The sequence below is a fragment of the Vreelandella titanicae BH1 genome (genome assembly GCF_000336575.1).
GTDB classification, from domain to species: domain Bacteria; phylum Pseudomonadota; class Gammaproteobacteria; order Pseudomonadales; family Halomonadaceae; genus Vreelandella; species Vreelandella titanicae.
The window spans coordinates 15,474-32,816 of the sequence record NZ_AOPO01000016.1; the positions used below are offsets into that span (position 1 = coordinate 15,474).

18 protein-coding genes are annotated in these 17,343 nt (G+C 53.5%); 4 read left to right on the forward strand and 14 right to left on the reverse strand.

Annotation, left to right across the window (positions count from 1 at the left end):
* Positions 1-20: 20 nt before the first annotated feature.
* The 3 genes from HALTITAN_RS20565 to HALTITAN_RS20575 form a co-directional block, all read right to left on the reverse strand.
* Positions 21-2,495 carry a heavy metal translocating P-type ATPase gene (locus HALTITAN_RS20565; protein WP_009288243.1) on the reverse strand — a complete coding sequence of 825 codons (2,475 nt, stop codon included), beginning with the start codon at positions 2,493-2,495 and terminating at the stop codon, positions 21-23.
* A gap of 80 nt (positions 2,496-2,575) precedes the next feature.
* A complete protein-coding gene (locus HALTITAN_RS20570) occupies positions 2,576-2,983 on the reverse strand; it encodes a heavy metal-responsive transcriptional regulator (protein ID WP_022522192.1) in 408 nt (135 codons plus the stop codon).
* A gap of 71 nt (positions 2,984-3,054) precedes the next feature.
* Positions 3,055-3,690: a peroxiredoxin gene (locus HALTITAN_RS20575; RefSeq protein WP_008958491.1), complete on the reverse strand. Its 636-nt coding sequence runs from the start codon at positions 3,688-3,690 to the stop codon at positions 3,055-3,057.
* Positions 3,691-3,937: 247 nt separating this feature from the next.
* On the opposite strand from HALTITAN_RS20575, the gene HALTITAN_RS20580 reads away from it, so the two are divergent.
* Together HALTITAN_RS20580 and HALTITAN_RS26460 are read left to right on the forward strand one after the other, a co-directional pair.
* Positions 3,938-4,660 carry a cytochrome c biogenesis CcdA family protein gene (locus HALTITAN_RS20580; protein ID WP_009288244.1) on the forward strand — a complete coding sequence of 241 codons (723 nt, stop codon included), beginning with the start codon at positions 3,938-3,940 and terminating at the stop codon, positions 4,658-4,660.
* A 421-nt stretch (positions 4,661-5,081) separates the two neighbouring features.
* Positions 5,082-5,411: a four-helix bundle copper-binding protein gene (locus tag HALTITAN_RS26460; RefSeq protein WP_083868867.1), complete on the forward strand. Its 330-nt coding sequence runs from the start codon at positions 5,082-5,084 to the stop codon at positions 5,409-5,411.
* A 160-nt stretch (positions 5,412-5,571) separates the two neighbouring features.
* On the opposite strand, the gene HALTITAN_RS20590 is transcribed toward HALTITAN_RS26460, so the two are convergent.
* The 11 genes from HALTITAN_RS20590 to HALTITAN_RS20640 form a co-directional block, all read right to left on the reverse strand.
* The gene (locus tag HALTITAN_RS20590; protein WP_009288245.1) at positions 5,572-5,988 is read right to left on the reverse strand and encodes a hypothetical protein; all 417 of its coding nucleotides are present in this window, start codon (positions 5,986-5,988) and stop codon (positions 5,572-5,574) included.
* A gap of 130 nt (positions 5,989-6,118) precedes the next feature.
* Positions 6,119-6,883: a copper resistance protein B gene (locus HALTITAN_RS20595; protein ID WP_009288246.1), complete on the reverse strand. Its 765-nt coding sequence runs from the start codon at positions 6,881-6,883 to the stop codon at positions 6,119-6,121.
* 9 nt (positions 6,884-6,892) lie between these two features.
* A complete protein-coding gene (locus tag HALTITAN_RS20600) occupies positions 6,893-8,746 on the reverse strand; it encodes a copper resistance system multicopper oxidase (protein WP_009288247.1) in 1,854 nt (617 codons plus the stop codon).
* Between the two features lie 68 nt (positions 8,747-8,814).
* Positions 8,815-10,149, reverse strand: coding sequence for a sensor histidine kinase (locus tag HALTITAN_RS20605; RefSeq protein ID WP_152419292.1), 1,335 nt, complete (start codon positions 10,147-10,149; stop codon positions 8,815-8,817).
* Positions 10,136-10,801: a response regulator transcription factor gene (locus HALTITAN_RS20610; protein WP_009288249.1), complete on the reverse strand. Its 666-nt coding sequence runs from the start codon at positions 10,799-10,801 to the stop codon at positions 10,136-10,138. Before HALTITAN_RS20610 ends, HALTITAN_RS20605 begins: the two co-directional genes overlap by 14 nt.
* A gap of 14 nt (positions 10,802-10,815) precedes the next feature.
* Positions 10,816-11,316 carry a cupredoxin domain-containing protein gene (locus HALTITAN_RS20615; RefSeq protein ID WP_016915529.1) on the reverse strand — a complete coding sequence of 167 codons (501 nt, stop codon included), beginning with the start codon at positions 11,314-11,316 and terminating at the stop codon, positions 10,816-10,818.
* 285 nt (positions 11,317-11,601) lie between these two features.
* Positions 11,602-12,459, reverse strand: coding sequence for a copper resistance D family protein (locus HALTITAN_RS20620; RefSeq protein ID WP_236614978.1), 858 nt, complete (start codon positions 12,457-12,459; stop codon positions 11,602-11,604).
* Positions 12,460-12,510: 51 nt separating this feature from the next.
* Positions 12,511-12,882, reverse strand: coding sequence for a copper resistance CopC family protein (locus tag HALTITAN_RS20625; protein ID WP_039860318.1), 372 nt, complete (start codon positions 12,880-12,882; stop codon positions 12,511-12,513).
* 78 nt (positions 12,883-12,960) lie between these two features.
* Positions 12,961-14,250, reverse strand: coding sequence for an ISL3-like element ISPpu12 family transposase (locus tag HALTITAN_RS20630; RefSeq protein ID WP_004574636.1), 1,290 nt, complete (start codon positions 14,248-14,250; stop codon positions 12,961-12,963).
* A gap of 21 nt (positions 14,251-14,271) precedes the next feature.
* Entirely contained in the window at positions 14,272-14,784 is a 513-nt protein-coding gene (lspA, locus tag HALTITAN_RS20635; protein WP_004863699.1) for a signal peptidase II, read from the reverse strand.
* 3 nt (positions 14,785-14,787) lie between these two features.
* Positions 14,788-15,684, reverse strand: a complete 897-nt coding sequence (locus tag HALTITAN_RS20640; RefSeq protein WP_004574643.1) for a cation efflux transmembrane domain-containing protein — start codon at positions 15,682-15,684, stop codon at positions 14,788-14,790.
* 95 nt (positions 15,685-15,779) lie between these two features.
* Here HALTITAN_RS20640 and cadR point away from each other — a divergent pair, with 95 nt between their 5' ends.
* Both cadR and HALTITAN_RS20660 read left to right on the forward strand, forming a co-directional pair.
* Positions 15,780-16,187, forward strand: coding sequence for a Cd(II)/Pb(II)-responsive transcriptional regulator (cadR, locus tag HALTITAN_RS20645; RefSeq protein WP_004364961.1), 408 nt, complete (start codon positions 15,780-15,782; stop codon positions 16,185-16,187).
* Positions 16,188-16,886: 699 nt separating this feature from the next.
* Complete coding sequence (locus tag HALTITAN_RS20660; RefSeq protein ID WP_009288253.1) at positions 16,887-17,324, forward strand: DUF411 domain-containing protein; 438 nt, start codon at positions 16,887-16,889, stop codon at positions 17,322-17,324.
* The last annotated feature ends 19 nt before the right edge of the window (positions 17,325-17,343 follow it).

Genomic DNA, 17,343 nt, shown 5'->3' on the forward strand with positions numbered 1-17,343 from the left:
TTAACACTACGGTGTTTGGTTTAGGCGCGATGAACAGCATCGTTTGGACGTGGTGTGGCATTGCCGGTATCTGGCGTGAAACGGCGTAGCCGCAACGAGTTAGTCAGCACAAAGACACTGGAAACGCTCATGGCCGCCGCCGCCAGCATGGGGCTGAGCAATACGCCGATGAACGGATAGAGCATGCCCGCCGCCACGGGGATTAGCGCTACGTTGTAGCCATAGGCCCAGACGAAATTGCTGATAATGGTCCGGTGGGTACGCTTGGAGAGCGCCGTGGCATTGACGATGCCTCGCAAATCGCCACTCATCAGCACCACATCGCCGGACTCGATGGCGATATCGGTGCCAGTACCGATCGCAATGCCCACGTCGGCCTGGGCCAAAGCGGGTGCATCGTTGATCCCGTCCCCCACAAAAGCGACACGCTTGCCCTCCGCCTGGAGACGCCGGATCTCTGCCGCTTTCTGGTCGGGCAGCACCTCAGCGAGAACCTGCTGGATGCCAACCTGTCGGGCGATAGCATCGGCAGTGGCACGGTTATCGCCGGTGAGCATGGCCACCTCCAACCCTTGCGCTTTGAGTGCTGTGATAGCCTCGGCAGAGCCCTCCTTGAGGGGATCCGCCACCGCGATGACTGCAGCAAGCTGACCGTCTACCGCGGCATAGAGCGGGCTCTTGGCGTTCTCGGCAAACACCTTGGCGCGTGTTTCTGCCTGGCCGAGCTCGATTTCCAGCCGATGCATGTAACGATCAGCTCCCACATGTACCAAGTGGCCGTCGACCTCGGCTTCAATGCCGTAGCCAGGCTCGGCACTAAAGCGACTGACCGAGGGTAATTCCAGCCCACGGGCCTTGGCGCCCTGTACAATAGCTTCGGCGATGGGGTGCTCGCTTTGAGCTTCCACTGCCGCGACCAGTCGCAGCACGTCGTTTTCATGACCGTTAATTGCTTCGAAGTCGGTCAGTTCGGGGCGCCCCTGGGTCAAAGTGCCGGTCTTGTCCAGCACCACCGTATTCATCTTGGCCAGCGTCTCAAGCGCCGCCCCTTTGCGAAATAGCACTCCCATCTCGGCCCCTTTCCCGGTACTGACCATGATGGCCGTTGGGGTAGCCAGGCCCATCGCACAGGGGCAGGCAATTAGCAGTACACTAACGGTAGTGACGAAGGCAAAGGACAAAGACGGCGACGGTCCGAAAGCGAACCAGAGTGCAAAGGTAATCGCGGCGATAGCGATGACCACGGGTACAAACACACCGGCAACCTTGTCGGCTAATTGCTGAATTGGGGGCTTCTCCGCCTGGGCCGTTTCCACCATCTTGACGATCTGCGACAGCACGGTGTCGGCACCGACTCGCGTGGCCCGGAAGGTAAGTGCACCGTTCTTGTTGATGGTGCCACCGACGACTTCGGAATCCCTCTGTTTGACGACCGGCACTGGCTCACCGCTGATCATCGACTCATCAACGTAGGAGTGACCCTCCTCAACAATGCCATCGACTGGAACACGCTCCCCTGGGCGAACCAAAATACGATCGCCCGTGACGACGGCGTCGATAGGCAGCTCGACGGTTTCATCCTCACGGATGACGCGGGCAGTTTTCGCCTGTAATTGCAGAAGCTTCTTGATAGCTTCGGAGGTGCGGCCCTTGGCAATGTGTTCAAAATAGCGACCGAGCAGAATTAACGTCACGATCACCGCCGCCGCTTCGAAATAGCTCACGGCGGTTCCGACGGGAAAGAGTCCGGGCACCAGCAGGGCGGCGACCGAATAGAAATAGGCAGCGCTCGATCCGATCATAACGAGGCTGTTCATGCCCGGATTAAAATGCCGGAGTTCGGCGAAGCCGACGCGATAGAAGCGTGCACCAGCATAGAACTGCACCGGTGTGGCCAATAACCACTCGACGCCCATCCAGCCGCGATGCGGCATTAGACTCGTCAAAAGCGTGTCAAAGGCGGGAATCATTTTCCCCATGGCGATGATAACTACCGGAATCGTAAATATTGCCGCGAGCACGACTCGGCGGCGAAGCTCGGCTCTCTCCCGGTCCTCGCTGTCCGTTGATGGCGGCGTATCGGTATCCTGTGGTTCATAGCCTGCTTCGCGGATGGCATGCTGAATACGCGGTAACGAAACGGCTCCCGGCAGGAAACGAACGAAGGCTTTTTGGGTGGCGAGGTTAACACTTACTTCCACCATGCCGGGCAGCTTCGTTAGCGTTCGCTCTATCCGAGAGACACACGATCCGCAACTCATGCCGGTGATGGGAATGTCGAGACTTTCCACCACCGGCTGATAGCCCGCCGTTTCAATGGCGTTGAGTAGGCTAGTGGTCGCGGTACCTGCTTCGACCTGGATAGCCGCCTTCTGTGCGGCGAGGTTCACTTGAGCGTTGATCACGCCTGGCTGCTGGCTGAGTGCGCGCTCCACACGCCCAACACAGGAAGCACAGGACATACCACGAATCTCGATATCGACGTATTGCGCCATAATGACGATCTCCCTGTTAATTTATCGACGACCCGGTAGGCAAACTTGATTCCCATGTTCGCTATCGAGAAAATGCCCGATCATTCAGTCTGCTCAGCGATAGCTTCAACAATCGGGCAGCCTTCCTGCATAGGCCCTTCGCCTGCACACTCACTCAATGTTTTCGATAATACGGCTTCAATCCGCGTGAGATGTTTGATCTGCTCTCGCACCTTGTGCAGCTTCTCGCTGGCGATGCGTTTAGCTTGCGCCCGGTCGCCATTAGCATCCTGAAGCATTAACAGCTCCCGAATCTCTTGTAGCGTGAAGCCCCACTGCTTGGCATGGACGATAAACTGCAACCGATCCACAGCTTCCAGTGGGTAACGCCGATAGTTGGCATCGGTCCTCCTCGGAGGAGGCATAAGTCTCTCTTTTTCGTAGAATCGAATCGCCTGGCTAGCGACCCCGCTTCGTTCGGCAAGCTCGCCGATACTTAGTGTTTGCATAGCGTTACCTCACGACATTATTAATCCAAGCTTCTGGCAGCCTGACTCAACGAATCTACCGGTCGGGGCTCCTATTGCTCCGGTTGGCGCACGACCCTAAGGTAGGGCGTCTTGGTGTTCCAGCCTTCGGGAAAGTGTTGCCTAGCGTCATCATTCGATAGCGATGGCGAGATGATGACATCGTCACCATTTTGCCAGTCAACGGGGGTGGCCACTTTGTGCTTGTCAGTTAGCTGAAGCGAATCGAGAACCCGCAGTATCTCGTCGACATTACGTCCTGTGCTGGGTGGATACGTCAAAGTGAGACGAATTTTCTTGTCAGAATCGATGATGAAGACCGTACGCACCGTCAGTTTGGGGTCGGCTTTGGGATGGATCATTCCATAAAGCTTCGCTACCACCTGATCTTCGTCAGCCAGCAAGGGGTAGTTCAGGGCCGTGCCCTGAGTCTGTTCAATATCCCCCGCCCAGTCGTGGTGAGAGCTGAGGGGATCCACCGAAACCCCAACCAGTTTGGCACCCCGCTGGGTGAATTCGTTCTTTCGCTTGGCAAACGCGCCCAGTTCTGTGGTGCATACTGGCGTAAAATCAGCGGGGTGCGAGAACAGCACCGCCCAGCTGTCGTCAAGCCATTGGTGAAAGTTGACCGTGCCTTGCGTGGATTCGATCGTGAAGTTTGGTGCTGTCTCGCCCAGTTGTAGCGCCATGGAAATGTCCTCATGTCATTCATTGAGTAGCCACCATAACTTTGAAGTCAACTTTAAGGTCAAGCTTGATGTGTAATATTTGCAATTCGATAGGAGACAAATAATTTGTCAATAAAGGTTGACCTTAAAGCAGCTGTAAGCCTTAAAATTCTTACGGCGCTAAAATGGATATGATAGGAGGTAGCACCATGGGATTGGTATCAATACCCTTGTTGGCCGTCTCCATAACTTAAGTTGCGATAACACATTGGAATCTCTCTCTTCCATCGGCTTGGTCGGCGCCTTTATCGGCGGATTGATCTCCTTCTTCTCGCCCTGCACGCTGCCCCTGTTACCGGCCTACCTGTCGGTGGTCACAGGCGGTAGTGCCGGTAAAGCCGACAGGCGGTTAGAGGCATTGACCCTCAGTGCCTTCTTCGTCTTCGGCTTCAGCATCGTGTTCATCCTACTCGGGCTCGGTGCCAGTAGTATCGGGCAACTGATGCGAGGGTATCGCCAAGAATTCAACTGGGTTGCCGGCGCGGCGGTGATCGTGCTGGGCCTCTTTATGACCGGCGTGTTCCGATTGCCGCTATTCCAGCGTACCTTTCAGTTCACACCCAACGTCCAGGGTGGCTCCCCGCTGTCGGCGACAGTGTTCGGGGTCTCTTTTGCCATCGGTTGGACCCCCTGTATCGGCCCTATACTGGGCGCCATTTTGATGGCCACGTCCAATGCTGCTAGTGCCCAGGCTGGAATGATTTATCTCAGTGCCTACTCGGCAGGACTGGCGCTACCTTTTCTTGCCAGCACTTTACTGATTAACCGATTCGCTCTGCATCGGCAAAGCCTGGGAAGGTGGAGTGCCTATGCTCGCCCCGTGGCGGGCACGATTGTGATCCTGATGGGCATCGCCATCGTCTCGGGTACCATGACACGGCTTTCCAGTCTCATGGTCGACCTTTTCCCCTCCCTGGCGACCCTGGGGTAGCCAGGCCGTCAGAGAAGTAGAGATTACTTTTCATACTGACTCCTTAAGAAGCTTATTAGGCTGAGCTAGTCTCCTAAAAGGAGATTATTTTTATAATGCTTAGAACTTAATTTCTTTCACTGTTAATTTAGTTCTTTCACCTAATTAATTTTAATTAGGATCTCGTGGCGAGGTAACTTACAAGCGCAGCGAACGTTTCAGTGTTTTTTTGACAAAAAATTTATTATAGTAGGCCTTCCTGAATCCTAGCTGAATAATAAAAATTACGGCAAGTAACGCACAGCTACCTGGTTTATTTTTATATTTTTTGATTAGTTACCAGGTTACCTTTCCTTGATTTATCTTTTAGGTTGTTCTAGCTTTATTATGCCAAGCAAGAACTATGGTAAATAAAATTTGATTTAATAAATGGAGAACCGAGATGGACTTCAAAAAATACGAAAACTGCATTGAAGCTTGTCACATATGCGCTGCTTATTGCGACAAGTGTTCAACTGAGTGTCTAAAAGAAGACAACGTAAAAATGATGGCGGAATGTATTCGCCTTAACATGCAATGTGCTCAAATTTGTCGGTTAGCTGCCTCATTTATGGCACAAGAAAGTGAGTTTGCACACGAGATCTGCCGTCTATGTGCCGACATTTGTAAGAAATGTGGTGATGAGTGTGCAAAACATGATGCACCTCACTGCCAAGAGTGTGCTCAAGCTTGTCATCGCTGCGCTGAAGAATGTGCCGCAATGGCCAGCTAAGCTTCAAGCCAGCCGGGGCGAGCGCTTCGGCTGGGCGTCATTTTCTAGGGGGTTATATACATTAACTGAGGCTTTCAAATGTTGGTGTTTGCTTTTTTTAATATCTAAAAGGGGCTCGCTTGCGAACCCCTTTTGAATTAGCTATAATTACTAGTGTCGCTTAGTAAGCGACATGTAGTTCATAACTGTTATTGCTATTTTCCTTAGTGCCCCCCATTGAGCTACCTGTCACCTCAAGCTGATAACTGCCCGGTTGCAGCTGACGAACAAGTTCAAAGTGACCCCGTGGACTGGACGCTTCTGCTACTTGTTTTCCAGTTTCGTCATAAAGCACAGCTGAAATGCGGTTGCCAGTGCTGGTAAAACCTGGGAAGTGCTCACTCGCTACTTTCAGTGTAGTCGCTTGTTCAATGTTAATATTGAAACGCTTCGATTGCCCCTGAGCAAGCATCTGTGTAGAAGATACGCCTCTTTCTAGTAAGGGAAGATCCTGTGTTGTATTGCCTAAGCTCGCTAATACAGGTGTAGAGAAGATACTTGCTACTACTGCACTAAAAACAATTGCTTTAATTTTCATGGTGGTTTACTCCGTTGGTTATTTACAATTTAATAATAACCTTAGAGTATGAATTGAAGCTGAATTTAGTGGTTTTTTAGCAAAAAAAACGCCACCTTCCGGTGGCGCAAGTTATAGAGTGCTTAACGATTTAAAACATTAACCTGACACCTGCCACCACGCCGGTATCTTCGGTATTATTCCCACCAGCACGAGATAGGTCAGCGGTATCGCCATACTCTTTTACCCAGTAAGCGCCCACGTAAGGCGCAAAGCGTCTGGTCACTTCGTAGCCCAGGCGCATGCCGACACGCACTGAGTTAAGGCCCTCACCCACACCAAACTCCTCAACTTCGCTGACAGCTACGGCAATTTCGGTGCGCGGCTGTAGGTAGAGCCGCTGTGTCAGGCGCAGATCGTACTCGCCCTCAAAACTAGCGGCCACCTCGCCATCTTCACTCACTTGCATAGCAACGTCGGTTTCAATGCCGTAGGGCATCACACCTTGTAGGCCGACAACCCCATAGGTGCGTTCGGCGTGATCATCGGAGAACACACCGCCTTGGTAACCGATACCCCCCTGTAACTCCCAAAAATCAGCCACTAGGCGACTATAGAGTAGTTCCAGGGATTCAAACTCAGCATCTTCACCGTCGCCTTGGACATTCTCGCCCTCTGACTTCAGGTAAACACGGTTGATATCACCGCCATACCAACCTTGAAAGTCCCACACGACGGCCTCATCGCCGTTATCGGGTACGCTATATTCAAGACGATCAAAGAGCGCCATACCCATATTGTGTTCCATCGTGGGCGCTGGCCAATCCTTCGGCGCGTCGTAACCGTCTTCCGCATGGGCAGCGGTGGTCATGACAAACGCTAAGCTAATGCCAGTAAAATAAAGCTTAGTTTTCATACTGCCTCCTTAAGAAACCTGAACAACGCGGAACATTCCGGCATCCATGTGATAAAGCAGGTGGCAATGGAACGCCCAACTGCCTTCAGCATCTGCCGTAATCAGCGCCGAAACCCGCTCGCCGGGCTTAACGTTCAGGGTGTGTTTGCGCGGAATTAGCTCGCCCTGACCGTTTTCCAGCTCCATCCACATACCGTGGAGGTGGATAGGATGCTCCATCATGGTGTCGTTGATCAGGATTAGGCGCAGCCGCTCATCTTTCACAAAATGGATTGGGCCGGTCACTTCGCTAAACTTCTTGCCGTCGAACGACCACATGTAACGTTCCATGTTGCCGGTCAGGTGCAGCTCAAGCTCACGGCCTGGTTCGCGGCGGTCAGGCCATGGCGTGAAGGCTTTAAGATCGCGGTAGACGAGTACTCGACGTTCGTTGGGGTCGATGCCTATGCCCGCCTGGTCGTAGCGAGAGCCGGGCTGGGCTTCACCGGCAATGAGAATGCCGTTTTCGCCGACTTTCGCCTGCTCGCCCGACATGCCGCCCATATTAGAATGATCCATGCCCTCCATGTTGGAGTGATCCATCCCCTCCATATTAGAGTGATCCATGCCTTCCATACCAGCATCGTCACCGCTCATTCCCGGCATATTGGAGTGATCCATACCTTCCATATTCGACATGCCTGAATGATCCATGCCTTCCATGTCACCCATGCCATGAGCGCCCATGGCTTCCATGCCGCGGTCGGCAATTTGGCGGCGCTTGGGAATCTCCGCCTGCATGCCTTCACGCGGGGCTAGCGTGGCGCGAGCGTAGCCACTCCGATCCATGGCTTCGGCGAAGATGGTATAGGCTCGATCATCTTCTGGTGAAACAAGCACATCGTACGTTTCCGCCACGCCAATACGGAACTCATCAACAGGCACGGGTTGCACTGGCTGGCCATCGGCAGCAACGATGGTCATCTTCAAACCAGGTATACGTACATCAAAGTATGACATCGCCGACCCGTTAATCACGCGTAGTCGTACCCGCTCACCAGCCTTGAACAGCGCATTCCAGTTTTCTTGGGGGGAGTGACCGTTAAGCAGGTAGGTATAAGTACTGCCGGTCACATCGGCAATATCCCGAGAACTCATGCGCATTTTGGCCCACATACCGCGCATCTCGGCGGTTTGTGAGAAACCCTTTTCGCGAACATCGGCGAAAAAATCAGCAATCGTGCGCTCTTGGAAGTTGTAATAGCCTTCCATGGTTTTCAGATTACGAAATACCGACATGGGGTCTTCAAAGGTCCAGTCGGTGAGCAGTAGCACATGCTCACGGTCATAGCGGATGGGTTCGCGCTCGGCGGCGTCAATTATCAACGGCCCGGCGTGGCCGAGCTGTTCCTGCAAGCCGGAGTGGCTGTGGTACCAGTAGGTACCGTTCTGGCGGACAGGAAAACGGTAGGTGAAGGTTTCACCAGGTGCTATGCCTGCAAAACTGACCCCAGGCACACCGTCCATCTCCGGTGGCAAGATGAGGCCATGCCAATGGATCGACGTGGACTCATCCAGCAGGTTGGTAACACGCAGTACGGCGTCTTGACCTTCTTTCAGACGAATCAGTGGGCCAGGGCTAGTACCGTTAATGCTAATAGGGTGGGCTTCTTGTCCGTCAATCGGAATGGATTCACGGCGGATAGCCAGTGATATCTCGGGCCCTTCTTCGACGCCCTGTGCATAGACATTCGTACGGCCCCAGGGGTTTGCCCAGGCGGGAGTTAGCCCCATTGCGGCAGCGGAACCTAACCCTAAGGCAGCACCGCCTTTTAGGACTTGCCGGCGAGAAAGCGGGTGAGAAATAATGCTTGAGCGTGCCATGTGTAACTCCCATCAATGATGAATGACACCATCTTGATGGAAGAACCTGAAACAAAGCTGAATAATGATTAATTAGCTACTTCACCCGCTAGAGGCAGGATAATCGTAACGCGCAGTCCACCCAGTGGACTGCGCTCAAAATACGAGTGCCCTGAGTAGCGGGCAATTAGCTGCGCAAGAATCGACAGGCCTAAGCCGTAGCCGGGACGGCGTTCATCCAGTCGTGTGCCACGCTCTCCCAAGCGCGAAAGATCCTCTTCTGCAACGCCGAGGCCGTCATCATCAATGGTGAGCGTGAGTGTGGTTGCGGAGACGGCAATATCGCAATTAACGCACCTATTCGACCATTTGCCAGCGTTATCGAGCACGATGCCTAATATTTCAGAAAAGTCGTGAGCCTCAATAGGCACTTGGTCTTTCTCGCCTGCCGAGTGGGCGAGGTTGAACATACGCTCAGGATAGAGGCTACGGAACATCTCAATCAGCCGTAAGCTATCACGAGTAACGTTGGCCATTCGTCCCGCATTAGGGCCTGCAATACGTGAACGACGCAGCTCCGCTTCCAACTGGGCGTTAATGTCTTCAATACGGCTGAGTAGTTTATGGCGCCGGTTGTCATCAATAGGCCGGTTGCCACGCAGTACTTGAGTAACGGCTGCCAGCGGTGTTTTTAATGCGTGTGATAGGTTGGCGACCGATTCTCGCGAGCGCTTCAGACGAAGATCAATGTCGTCCATGAACCAGTTCAACTGGTCGACTAATTCATCTAGCTCCGAAGGGGCTACTAATGACAAGCGATCACGTTTGCCTGATCGCAATGCTTCAAGTTGTTGGCGCAGTTGCCAGAGTGGTATGAGTCCACGGTTAACCGCTAGCATGTTGAGTATGATGAGCATCCCTAAAAGCACGGCGGCGATCCCACCGACCCACCAGTGTAAAGTTGCAAGCCCTGATTCTACTTGGGAAAAATCCTCGCCCACCAATAGCACACCCTGCGTGCCCTGCCACTCAAAATGGCGGCGATAGACGAGCATGTGCTGTGTTCCGCGATTCACATCTATTAGGGCATCGCCGCTCTCATCTAGCAACGGAGCCAGCTGTTGCTGCCATTGCGGGTCAGAAGCGCTGACCGAGCCATTGAAACGGAGTACGTAGAGATGATGAAAGACTTGATAGCCTTGGCTAACCGAGTCGAGCGCAGTCGGTACAGCCGTTTGGTCTTGCTCTAGCTGCGCGACCGCGTGGTTTGCTTCACGTTGTAAGCGTTCACCTAAAAAATCCCTTGCCAGGCTCTGTAAAAAGATCCCGTGCAATAGCCACGTGGTGACCACCACCAGTAGCGCGACGCCGCCTAACCATGCGAGTAGCCGAATGCGTAAACTGCGTCTATCAATGTGAAGCAAAGAAATACCCCTGACCACGTCGCGTTTGAATGACTGATTTACCGAGATAACGGCGCAGACGAGCGATGTAGACTTCCACCAAGTTAGGTGCGGCAGCGTCCTGATCCAAGGCGTAGAGCTGCTCTAGTAGCTGATCTTTCGAGTGAATACGGTCTGGATGAAGCATTAAGTAGCGCAGTAATCGAAACTCCGTTGCTGTTAGCGAACGCCACGTTTCTCCTTCTAAGCACACGCGTTGACCCGCCTCATCCAACGAGACACCGTTAAGCGTAATCACATGAGATAACTGACCAGACTGCCTACGCAACAAGGCCTTCAGGCGAGCCATAAGTTCGGCTTCGTGGAAAGGCTTGGTGAGATAGTCATCGGCTCCGGTTTCAAGTCCGATAACTTTATCTTCCCAGGTATCGCGCGCCGTCAAAATCAAAATAGGCGTACTGCGCTTCTGCTTGCGCCAATGAGCGAGAAGATCTAACCCCGACCCATCGGGCAAACCGACATCTAAAATAGCCAGCTCATAATCCTCGGTTGCCATCAGCGACTTGGCCGCTTTCAATGAAGCGGCCAAATCAACCAGGTAACCGTTGTCCTTGAGACTCTCTGCCAAGCTTTCTGCTAACAAATCATCATCTTCGAGTAGCAACAGTTTCATGGGTCTGCGTCAGATTAGAGAGAAAAATTACCGTACATGCCGGATTCATAATGACCAGGAATGTTACAGGCATACTCTAGCTCGTTAACATTGTCAGGGACACTCCATAATAAAGTCCCGGTTTCACCAGGCGCAATGGTGACACCTGCCATGTCCATGCTGGCCATATCGTGACCGCCGCCGTGTGACATATTCGACATATCGTGGCCTCCGCCGTTGGCCATGTTTAGCATCATTTGACGATGTTCTTCTTGGGCTTCTTTGCTACCAATCACAAACTCATGTTCTAAATTGCCGGTGTTGGTGATTTCAAATTTAACAATTTCACCCGCCGCCATTTCTAGCGTTTCAGGGTCGAACCACATATCGCCAGCATCAAGAGTGATCGTGCGGTCAACGTCAGCGTCGGTCAGGCCACTGTCACCGCCGCCATGGCCGGGCGCAGCCCATGCCGCGCTTGTTACTAGGCTTAGTGAAAGAGCAAGCAAAGGAGTTGTTAAAATGGTGTTGCGCATGGTCATTTACCTCAAAAGGGTTGTTGTCACTGCTTATTTATACGGTGTTAACCTGAAACGAGCCTGAACCTAAAGTAATAATATGACCTGCTGCACAAAAGCATTTCTAACATGATGATTGATCCTGCCCCCACTGATTAGTGTCAACGCTGCAGCAATGACTTTTCGTCTTTTTGGTGCAATGCCTATGGCAGCATCCGCCTAAACCTCAGTGTACGGCCCACAAGAAGGCGACCGTTAATGTTCGATCTCTGGATCGGCTCTACAAGGTGGTTGCCCTGTTGGTCACCCATTCGGTGATGTCACCCTTGTCAGCACCGCCGTAATCAGCAGGATAACCACGACCAGCACCACCTCCAGCGCAATACTGCGCTGCAAACGTCGTGGGGCTGTTGCGTCGCCGCTCTCAAAGGCAGGTACAAGCCGCCACTTGTTCGCGGCAGCAAATAACAGCAGCACCGCGACAATCAATACTTTGCCGATCAAGAACTGTCCATATGCCGTGGTGAGCAGGGGTGTGAGACCGCCTGTTAGCAGCGTGGCCAAAGTGACGCCCGCCAGTACCAACACGCCAACTCCGCCCATGGCGAGTTGCCCGAAACGGGTCAGAATGCGGGCGGTATTGCCGTGGTTGTAATGTTGCCCCACTAAGTGGAACAGCGGCCACAGCGAGGCTACCCAGAACGCCGCCGCCATCAAGTGAATGATCAGCAAGCCAGCCAGAACGAGGCGTGGGGTGTTCACCGTATGTCCCACCTGCACGAACGCCAGCATCACCAGTAACACGCCCACTAGGCTCAAGCTATTGGCTGTTTTTGAGAGTGCTAAGTTATTGAGCTGAATCGCCTGGACCAACAGCAAGCCAGTTACCACCAGTATCAGCCGGGTCCCGGACGCACCCTCGAACACGATCCCGAGTAGCATTGGGTTGGTTGCAGCCGCTATATTGCCGCCCCCAAGGTAACCAGCTTCTAAAGGCCACTGGAACAGAATCAGGATAATCCCGGCCCAGACAGCAAGGACACCCATGCGGGCGACGTGCCTCCGGTCATGTTCAGGGAGTTGGGGAAACGCTAGACGAAACAACACGGCTCCCGTCGCGACTAGGGCACTGAGGTAAACCCCGGCCGCCACGAGAATCATCGCGACGGTCCAGACGTCGAGGCTATTTACGGAGAACCACCAAGCCACGGGTCAGGGCTCGACCGAGAAGTTAAAACCGTCGGACATCATGTGTCCGTCATCCGATAGGCCGCGCCAGTGCACCTGGTAGCCCCCAGCCGAAAGAATTTCACCGGGCTTTACGACGTAGCGTTCGACCTGTTCACTGCCTGGCTGACCATCAAGAGGAACGGGGCCGTCTGGGCCTGTCACTTCAAACTGGGTGATGCGCATCATGCCACCAAACTCGATGCCAATCTCTGCTGGGGAATCCTGAATGGTGACGCCATCCTTAGGCGAAGTGCTTGCGCCCCCTTCATGGGCCAGCACTGGGATTGCTAGCGACAGCAACAGCGTTGCTAAGGTAGCGTGAATGATAGGGAGCGAACTCGTCTTTTTTTGCATACCGTATCCTTATATATTTTGGGTATACGGATTTAATGGTTGATGGGGCACCTTCACCCCATCAATCTGATACCACCCTCAGATGGTTGATAGATCGACTCCGTAGTTGAGTTCCTCTGCGAAGTCCGGCAGTCCGTAACCGATGGTTTTCTTGTAGAAAGGAGAGACCTTCGCAGTCGGTGCCTTCTTCTTGTGCTTCGTGGTGTAGAGCATTCGTGCCCGCATCACCTCGAAGGAGTAACCGCGCCCTTCACGGTTCTTGTCCTTGGCCAGTCGGTTGATGGACTCCGTGTAAGCGTTGGTGACGGGCATGTCCGTCTCGAAGTAGGTCATGGTCTCTTCGCGCCAGTTTCCCACTGCCCTGACCAGATCGCTCCAGACTTCCTTTTGGCCCTTCGGGATGGTGGCTATCCACTCGTCCAGGGCGGCTTCTGCCTGGAGCCGTGTGGTGGCGTCCCAGATGCCGTAGAAGCGCTCCTTGTGCTCGTAGGCGGCCAGCAGTTGCGGGAACGCGCCTGTCCAGGTCTCCATGATGAGGCGCTCCCGGTCTGAGACTTCGTGAGCGCGTTTCAGCAGGATTTTCCGGTCTCCCTTGAGAGTCCGGCTCTGGGACGGTTTCAGCTCCTTTCTGAGGCCCTTGCGCACTCTCTCTAGGGCATCGTTGGCCATGCGCACCACATGGAACTTATCGACCACGATACGGGCCTGGGGCAGCACAGCCTTGACCGCTGCCCGGTAGGGGTTCCACATGTCCATGCTGACGATCTCGACCTTCTGCCGGTCTTTCAGCTTCATCAGGTAGTTGGTCACCACGTCCTGGCGGCGGGTGGCCAGCAGGTCGAGCAGGGTTCGCTCCTCAATGTTGGTCAGAATGCAGCGGTAGCGCTTGTTCAGGTATAGCTCGTCAATGCCCAGGATGCGGGGCGTCTCGAAGCGGTGCCAGCGCCCCAGGAACTCGGCGCGGGCGTTGAAGATGTCGCGCACCGTCTTCTCGTCCAGGCCGGTCTGTGCCGCCACAAAGGTGTAGGGGTGGTTGAAGGATTCCTTCTCCACGTACTCATGCAGCCGCAGTGTCATACGGAATCCGTCCACCATCTCCGGTAGCTGGGGCCTGAATGTTGTCTTGCAGGCCCGGCAGGTGTATCGGCGGCGGACCACCCAGAGAGTGACCCGCTTGCCGTGGATGGGCAGATCACGATAGGGAACGTCACGCTTGCCGAACCGTACGAACTCACCCTGCACGCCGCATTCCTCGCAGGCGATGGGATCGGGCACGTCCACCTGGAAGTGCATTTCGTCGTCGGTTGATTTGCAGCCCAGTACTTGGTATTGCGGCAGGTGAAGGATGTTGTCGGGAAGTTCGGTCATGGTGTTGTATAGGCGTAGGTGTCAGTCAGATCCATCCGGCTCGGCATTGGTGTTTGCTTTTTTACCCAACAAGCTGCTGGAAACGAAAAGTAAGGCACCGAGGACAATTGCAATATCAGCCAGGTTGAAGGCCGGCCAATGCCAGTCTCGCCAATAGAAATCAAAGGAATCCACAACATAGCCGCGAAAGACCCGGTCAATCAGGTTGCCCATGGCGCCACCGAGGATAAGACTGTAAGCGATGGCTTCTCCTTTATGACGATTTTCAAGGATCAGCTTGATCAGAAAAATCGAGACCACTACCGCGATTCCGATAAAAAAGTAGCGCTGCCAGCCTCCACCATTCGCAAAAAGACTGAATGCGGCACCGGTGTTCCATAGGTGCACCCAGTTAAAGAACGGGGTCACCGAAACATACTCGCCATAGGCCATTGATTGCTGCACCAGCCACTTTACAGCCTGATCAGACGCTGCCAGCAGGCCCGATATGGACAATAGGGCATACGGCGAGAGCTTTTTGCCAATAATGAGCATTATTTAACCTTTCAACGCCAAAATGCGTCTGGCACCGTTAAGTACAATGCCCCCCGCGATGGTGCCGATAATCAGATCCGGATAATTGGAACCGGTCCACGCGACCAGGGCGCCGGCGGTGATGACCCCCAGGTTGATCACCACGTCGTTGGCCGAGAATATCCAGCTTGCCTTCATGTGCGCCCCGCCTTCCCGATGTTTGGATATGAGCAGCAGACAACTGGTATTGGCAATCAATGCGACGAATGCGATAGCCATCATCACCAGCGATTCAGGCTCACTACCGAATACAAAGCGTCTCACCACCTCTACGAGCACGCCCACAGCCAAGATCAGTTGCAGTACACCAGCAAGATGCGCGGCACGTACCTGCATTTTCACGCTATGTCCAACCGCATAAAGGGCAAGCCCGTACACCGCCGCATCGGCAAAATTGTCCAGGGATTCTCCAATCAGGCCGGTGGACTGGGCGATCAGACCGGCAGTCATTTCCACCACGAACAGAAGTGCATTGATGCCGAGCAACCAGCGCAGGGTCCCGGATTCTTGCTTAGCAGAAGCTGCCGAAAACTCGGCGGCCTTGATGGTCTCCGGATTTGCAGCGACGGTTTCCTGAAGCGAGGCGCCTAGCCCCAAGGTCTTCAGTTTCGAGGTGACGGGCTCGACCTCGCCGTCATGCACGACCTTCAGCCGGCGGTTCGACAAGTCGAAGGACAGCGCCCGAATCTCCTCAAAGCCGTTCAGGGCTAGGCGAATCATTCGTTCTTCTGATGGACAGTCCATCTTCGGCACGGCATAAACACTGACCCATCTCCCTGGCGCCTCGGAGGAGGCCTGTATATCGGTATCCGCTGCGGACGTTGCATCACCGCCACAGGCGCCACCACAGGATTTGCTCATGATACGACTCCACTTGAACAATGTTGTGGTACCATTTAAAACTATAAAGCTACTATAAGGTCAATAGAGTAAAGAATCCGTTGGGGAGGAGGCTGATGCGCATTGGTCAGTTGGCGCAGTTGGTAGGGGTCGAAACACAGACGATCCGCTTCTATGAACAGCAGGGCTTGTTGCCGCCGCCTGATCGGCAGGACAACGGTTACCGTGTCTATACCGAGAAGCATGGTGAGGGGCTGGCCTTCATCCGTCGCTGCAGAATCCTGGGCCTGTCACTGGCTGAGATTCACGAACTACAGAGCTATCAGGACGACCCTCATCAGCCTTGTACCGCCGTCAACGCCTTGCTCGATGATCACATCTCTCATGTGCGGTCGCAGATAACCGCTCTGCAAGCGCTTGAGAAACAACTCGTTTCACTGAGAGCGAGTTGCAACGATGACCGGGAAGTTGAGGCGTGTGGGGTTCTTGCTGGAATTAGCGAAGGAAACATGCACCAGCAGTAGGTGAAGCATCAACCAGATAATCCGATGAGATGCCGGTCTGTCTCACTCTCATGCAAAGGTAAGATCAACCATTTAATCCGCTTACCCTATATTTTTTTGGGTTGAATGGATGTTGTTACTTCATCGCGGAGGCGTTAATAATAATTCGGTTGAGCCTTCAGGAATTCTTTGGCTTCAGGGGTTTTCGCTTTTTGGGCGGCGAGGTATTTGAGCAGCATTTGGACGCGCTTTTCGTCATGGAAGTGGGTAGCTGTTATAGCGTGCCAACCTGAAACAGAGCTGAAAATGGCGGAAAAAATGACCTGTGACAACATTTAGTTATTGAGGTCAGTTTCTTCTTTACCTTTGGGCCACCTATAGGTTGTAGGCTTATAACAAAAGCTAACTCTGCCTTCTTCCATTTTTATCGGATAAGGCAATATCTCGATCAGAAGCATGTTGAGAGGAAATATCATGGTTAAGCACAAGATGATCTTTGCCATTGGTTGGGCTGAAAGCCACAGTGTCTTAAACAGCGCCATCTTAACTCAAGCCATAAACCAGGAGTGATGCCATGATGAACGCAGATTGTTTTGCTTTCATGAGCTCGATGGGTTGGATTGCTTGGTTAATGCCGCTAACTTTTTTACTGTTGGTGGGGCTGGGGTTCGCCTCGCTGGCCAAATATTTGTTTAGTCACACACCTCAGGGAGACCGCTCATGAAACGTTTTACCACTACGGTATTATCTAGCGTTTTGCTGTTAGGAGCCGCCTCGGCTCAGGCCGCGCTGCCTGACGAAGCCACGCTCTACAAAAATCCTCAGTGTGGCTGCTGTGACGAATATGCGCGTCACCTTGAAGAACTGGGCGTAGACGTCACCATTATTGATGACGTCGAGCTGGGTGATATCAAGCAGCAGGCAGGCGTGCCCTATGGTCTGGGATCGTGCCATACCATCGAAATCGGCGAGTATTGGATCGAGGGCCACGTTCCGATGGAAGCCGTACAGGCGCTGTTTGAGCAACAGCCTGATGTAGACGGCATTGGCCTAGCAGGTATGCCCATCGGTACACCGGGTATGCCAGGGCCTCAGGAAGTGCCCTATGACGTGTATTCCTTTACTGATCAGGAAGACAAGGCGTTTATGACGCTATGAAATAAGCCGGGTCGATACA

Coding starts and splice junctions, on each gene's coding strand:
- HALTITAN_RS20565 (WP_009288243.1), bottom strand. CDS start 2,495: ATGGCGCAATACGTCGATATCGAGATTCGTGGTATGTCCTGTGCTTCC.
- HALTITAN_RS20570 (WP_022522192.1), bottom strand. CDS start 2,983: ATGCAAACACTAAGTATCGGCGAGCTTGCCGAACGAAGCGGGGTCGCT.
- HALTITAN_RS20575 (WP_008958491.1), bottom strand. CDS start 3,690: ATGGCGCTACAACTGGGCGAGACAGCACCAAACTTCACGATCGAATCC.
- HALTITAN_RS26460 (WP_083868867.1), top strand. CDS start 5,082: ATGGACTTCAAAAAATACGAAAACTGCATTGAAGCTTGTCACATATGC.
- HALTITAN_RS20590 (WP_009288245.1), bottom strand. CDS start 5,988: ATGAAAATTAAAGCAATTGTTTTTAGTGCAGTAGTAGCAAGTATCTTC.
- HALTITAN_RS20595 (WP_009288246.1), bottom strand. CDS start 6,883: ATGAAAACTAAGCTTTATTTTACTGGCATTAGCTTAGCGTTTGTCATG.
- HALTITAN_RS20600 (WP_009288247.1), bottom strand. CDS start 8,746: ATGGCACGCTCAAGCATTATTTCTCACCCGCTTTCTCGCCGGCAAGTC.
- HALTITAN_RS20610 (WP_009288249.1), bottom strand. CDS start 10,801: ATGAAACTGTTGCTACTCGAAGATGATGATTTGTTAGCAGAAAGCTTG.
- HALTITAN_RS20615 (WP_016915529.1), bottom strand. CDS start 11,316: ATGCGCAACACCATTTTAACAACTCCTTTGCTTGCTCTTTCACTAAGC.
- HALTITAN_RS20620 (WP_236614978.1), bottom strand. CDS start 12,459: ATGATTCTCGTGGCGGCCGGGGTTTACCTCAGTGCCCTAGTCGCGACG.
- HALTITAN_RS20625 (WP_039860318.1), bottom strand. CDS start 12,882: ATGCAAAAAAAGACGAGTTCGCTCCCTATCATTCACGCTACCTTAGCA.
- HALTITAN_RS20630 (WP_004574636.1), bottom strand. CDS start 14,250: ATGACCGAACTTCCCGACAACATCCTTCACCTGCCGCAATACCAAGTA.
- lspA (WP_004863699.1), bottom strand. CDS start 14,784: ATGCTCATTATTGGCAAAAAGCTCTCGCCGTATGCCCTATTGTCCATA.
- HALTITAN_RS20640 (WP_004574643.1), bottom strand. CDS start 15,684: ATGAGCAAATCCTGTGGTGGCGCCTGTGGCGGTGATGCAACGTCCGCA.
- cadR (WP_004364961.1), top strand. CDS start 15,780: ATGCGCATTGGTCAGTTGGCGCAGTTGGTAGGGGTCGAAACACAGACG.
- HALTITAN_RS20660 (WP_009288253.1), top strand. CDS start 16,887: ATGAAACGTTTTACCACTACGGTATTATCTAGCGTTTTGCTGTTAGGA.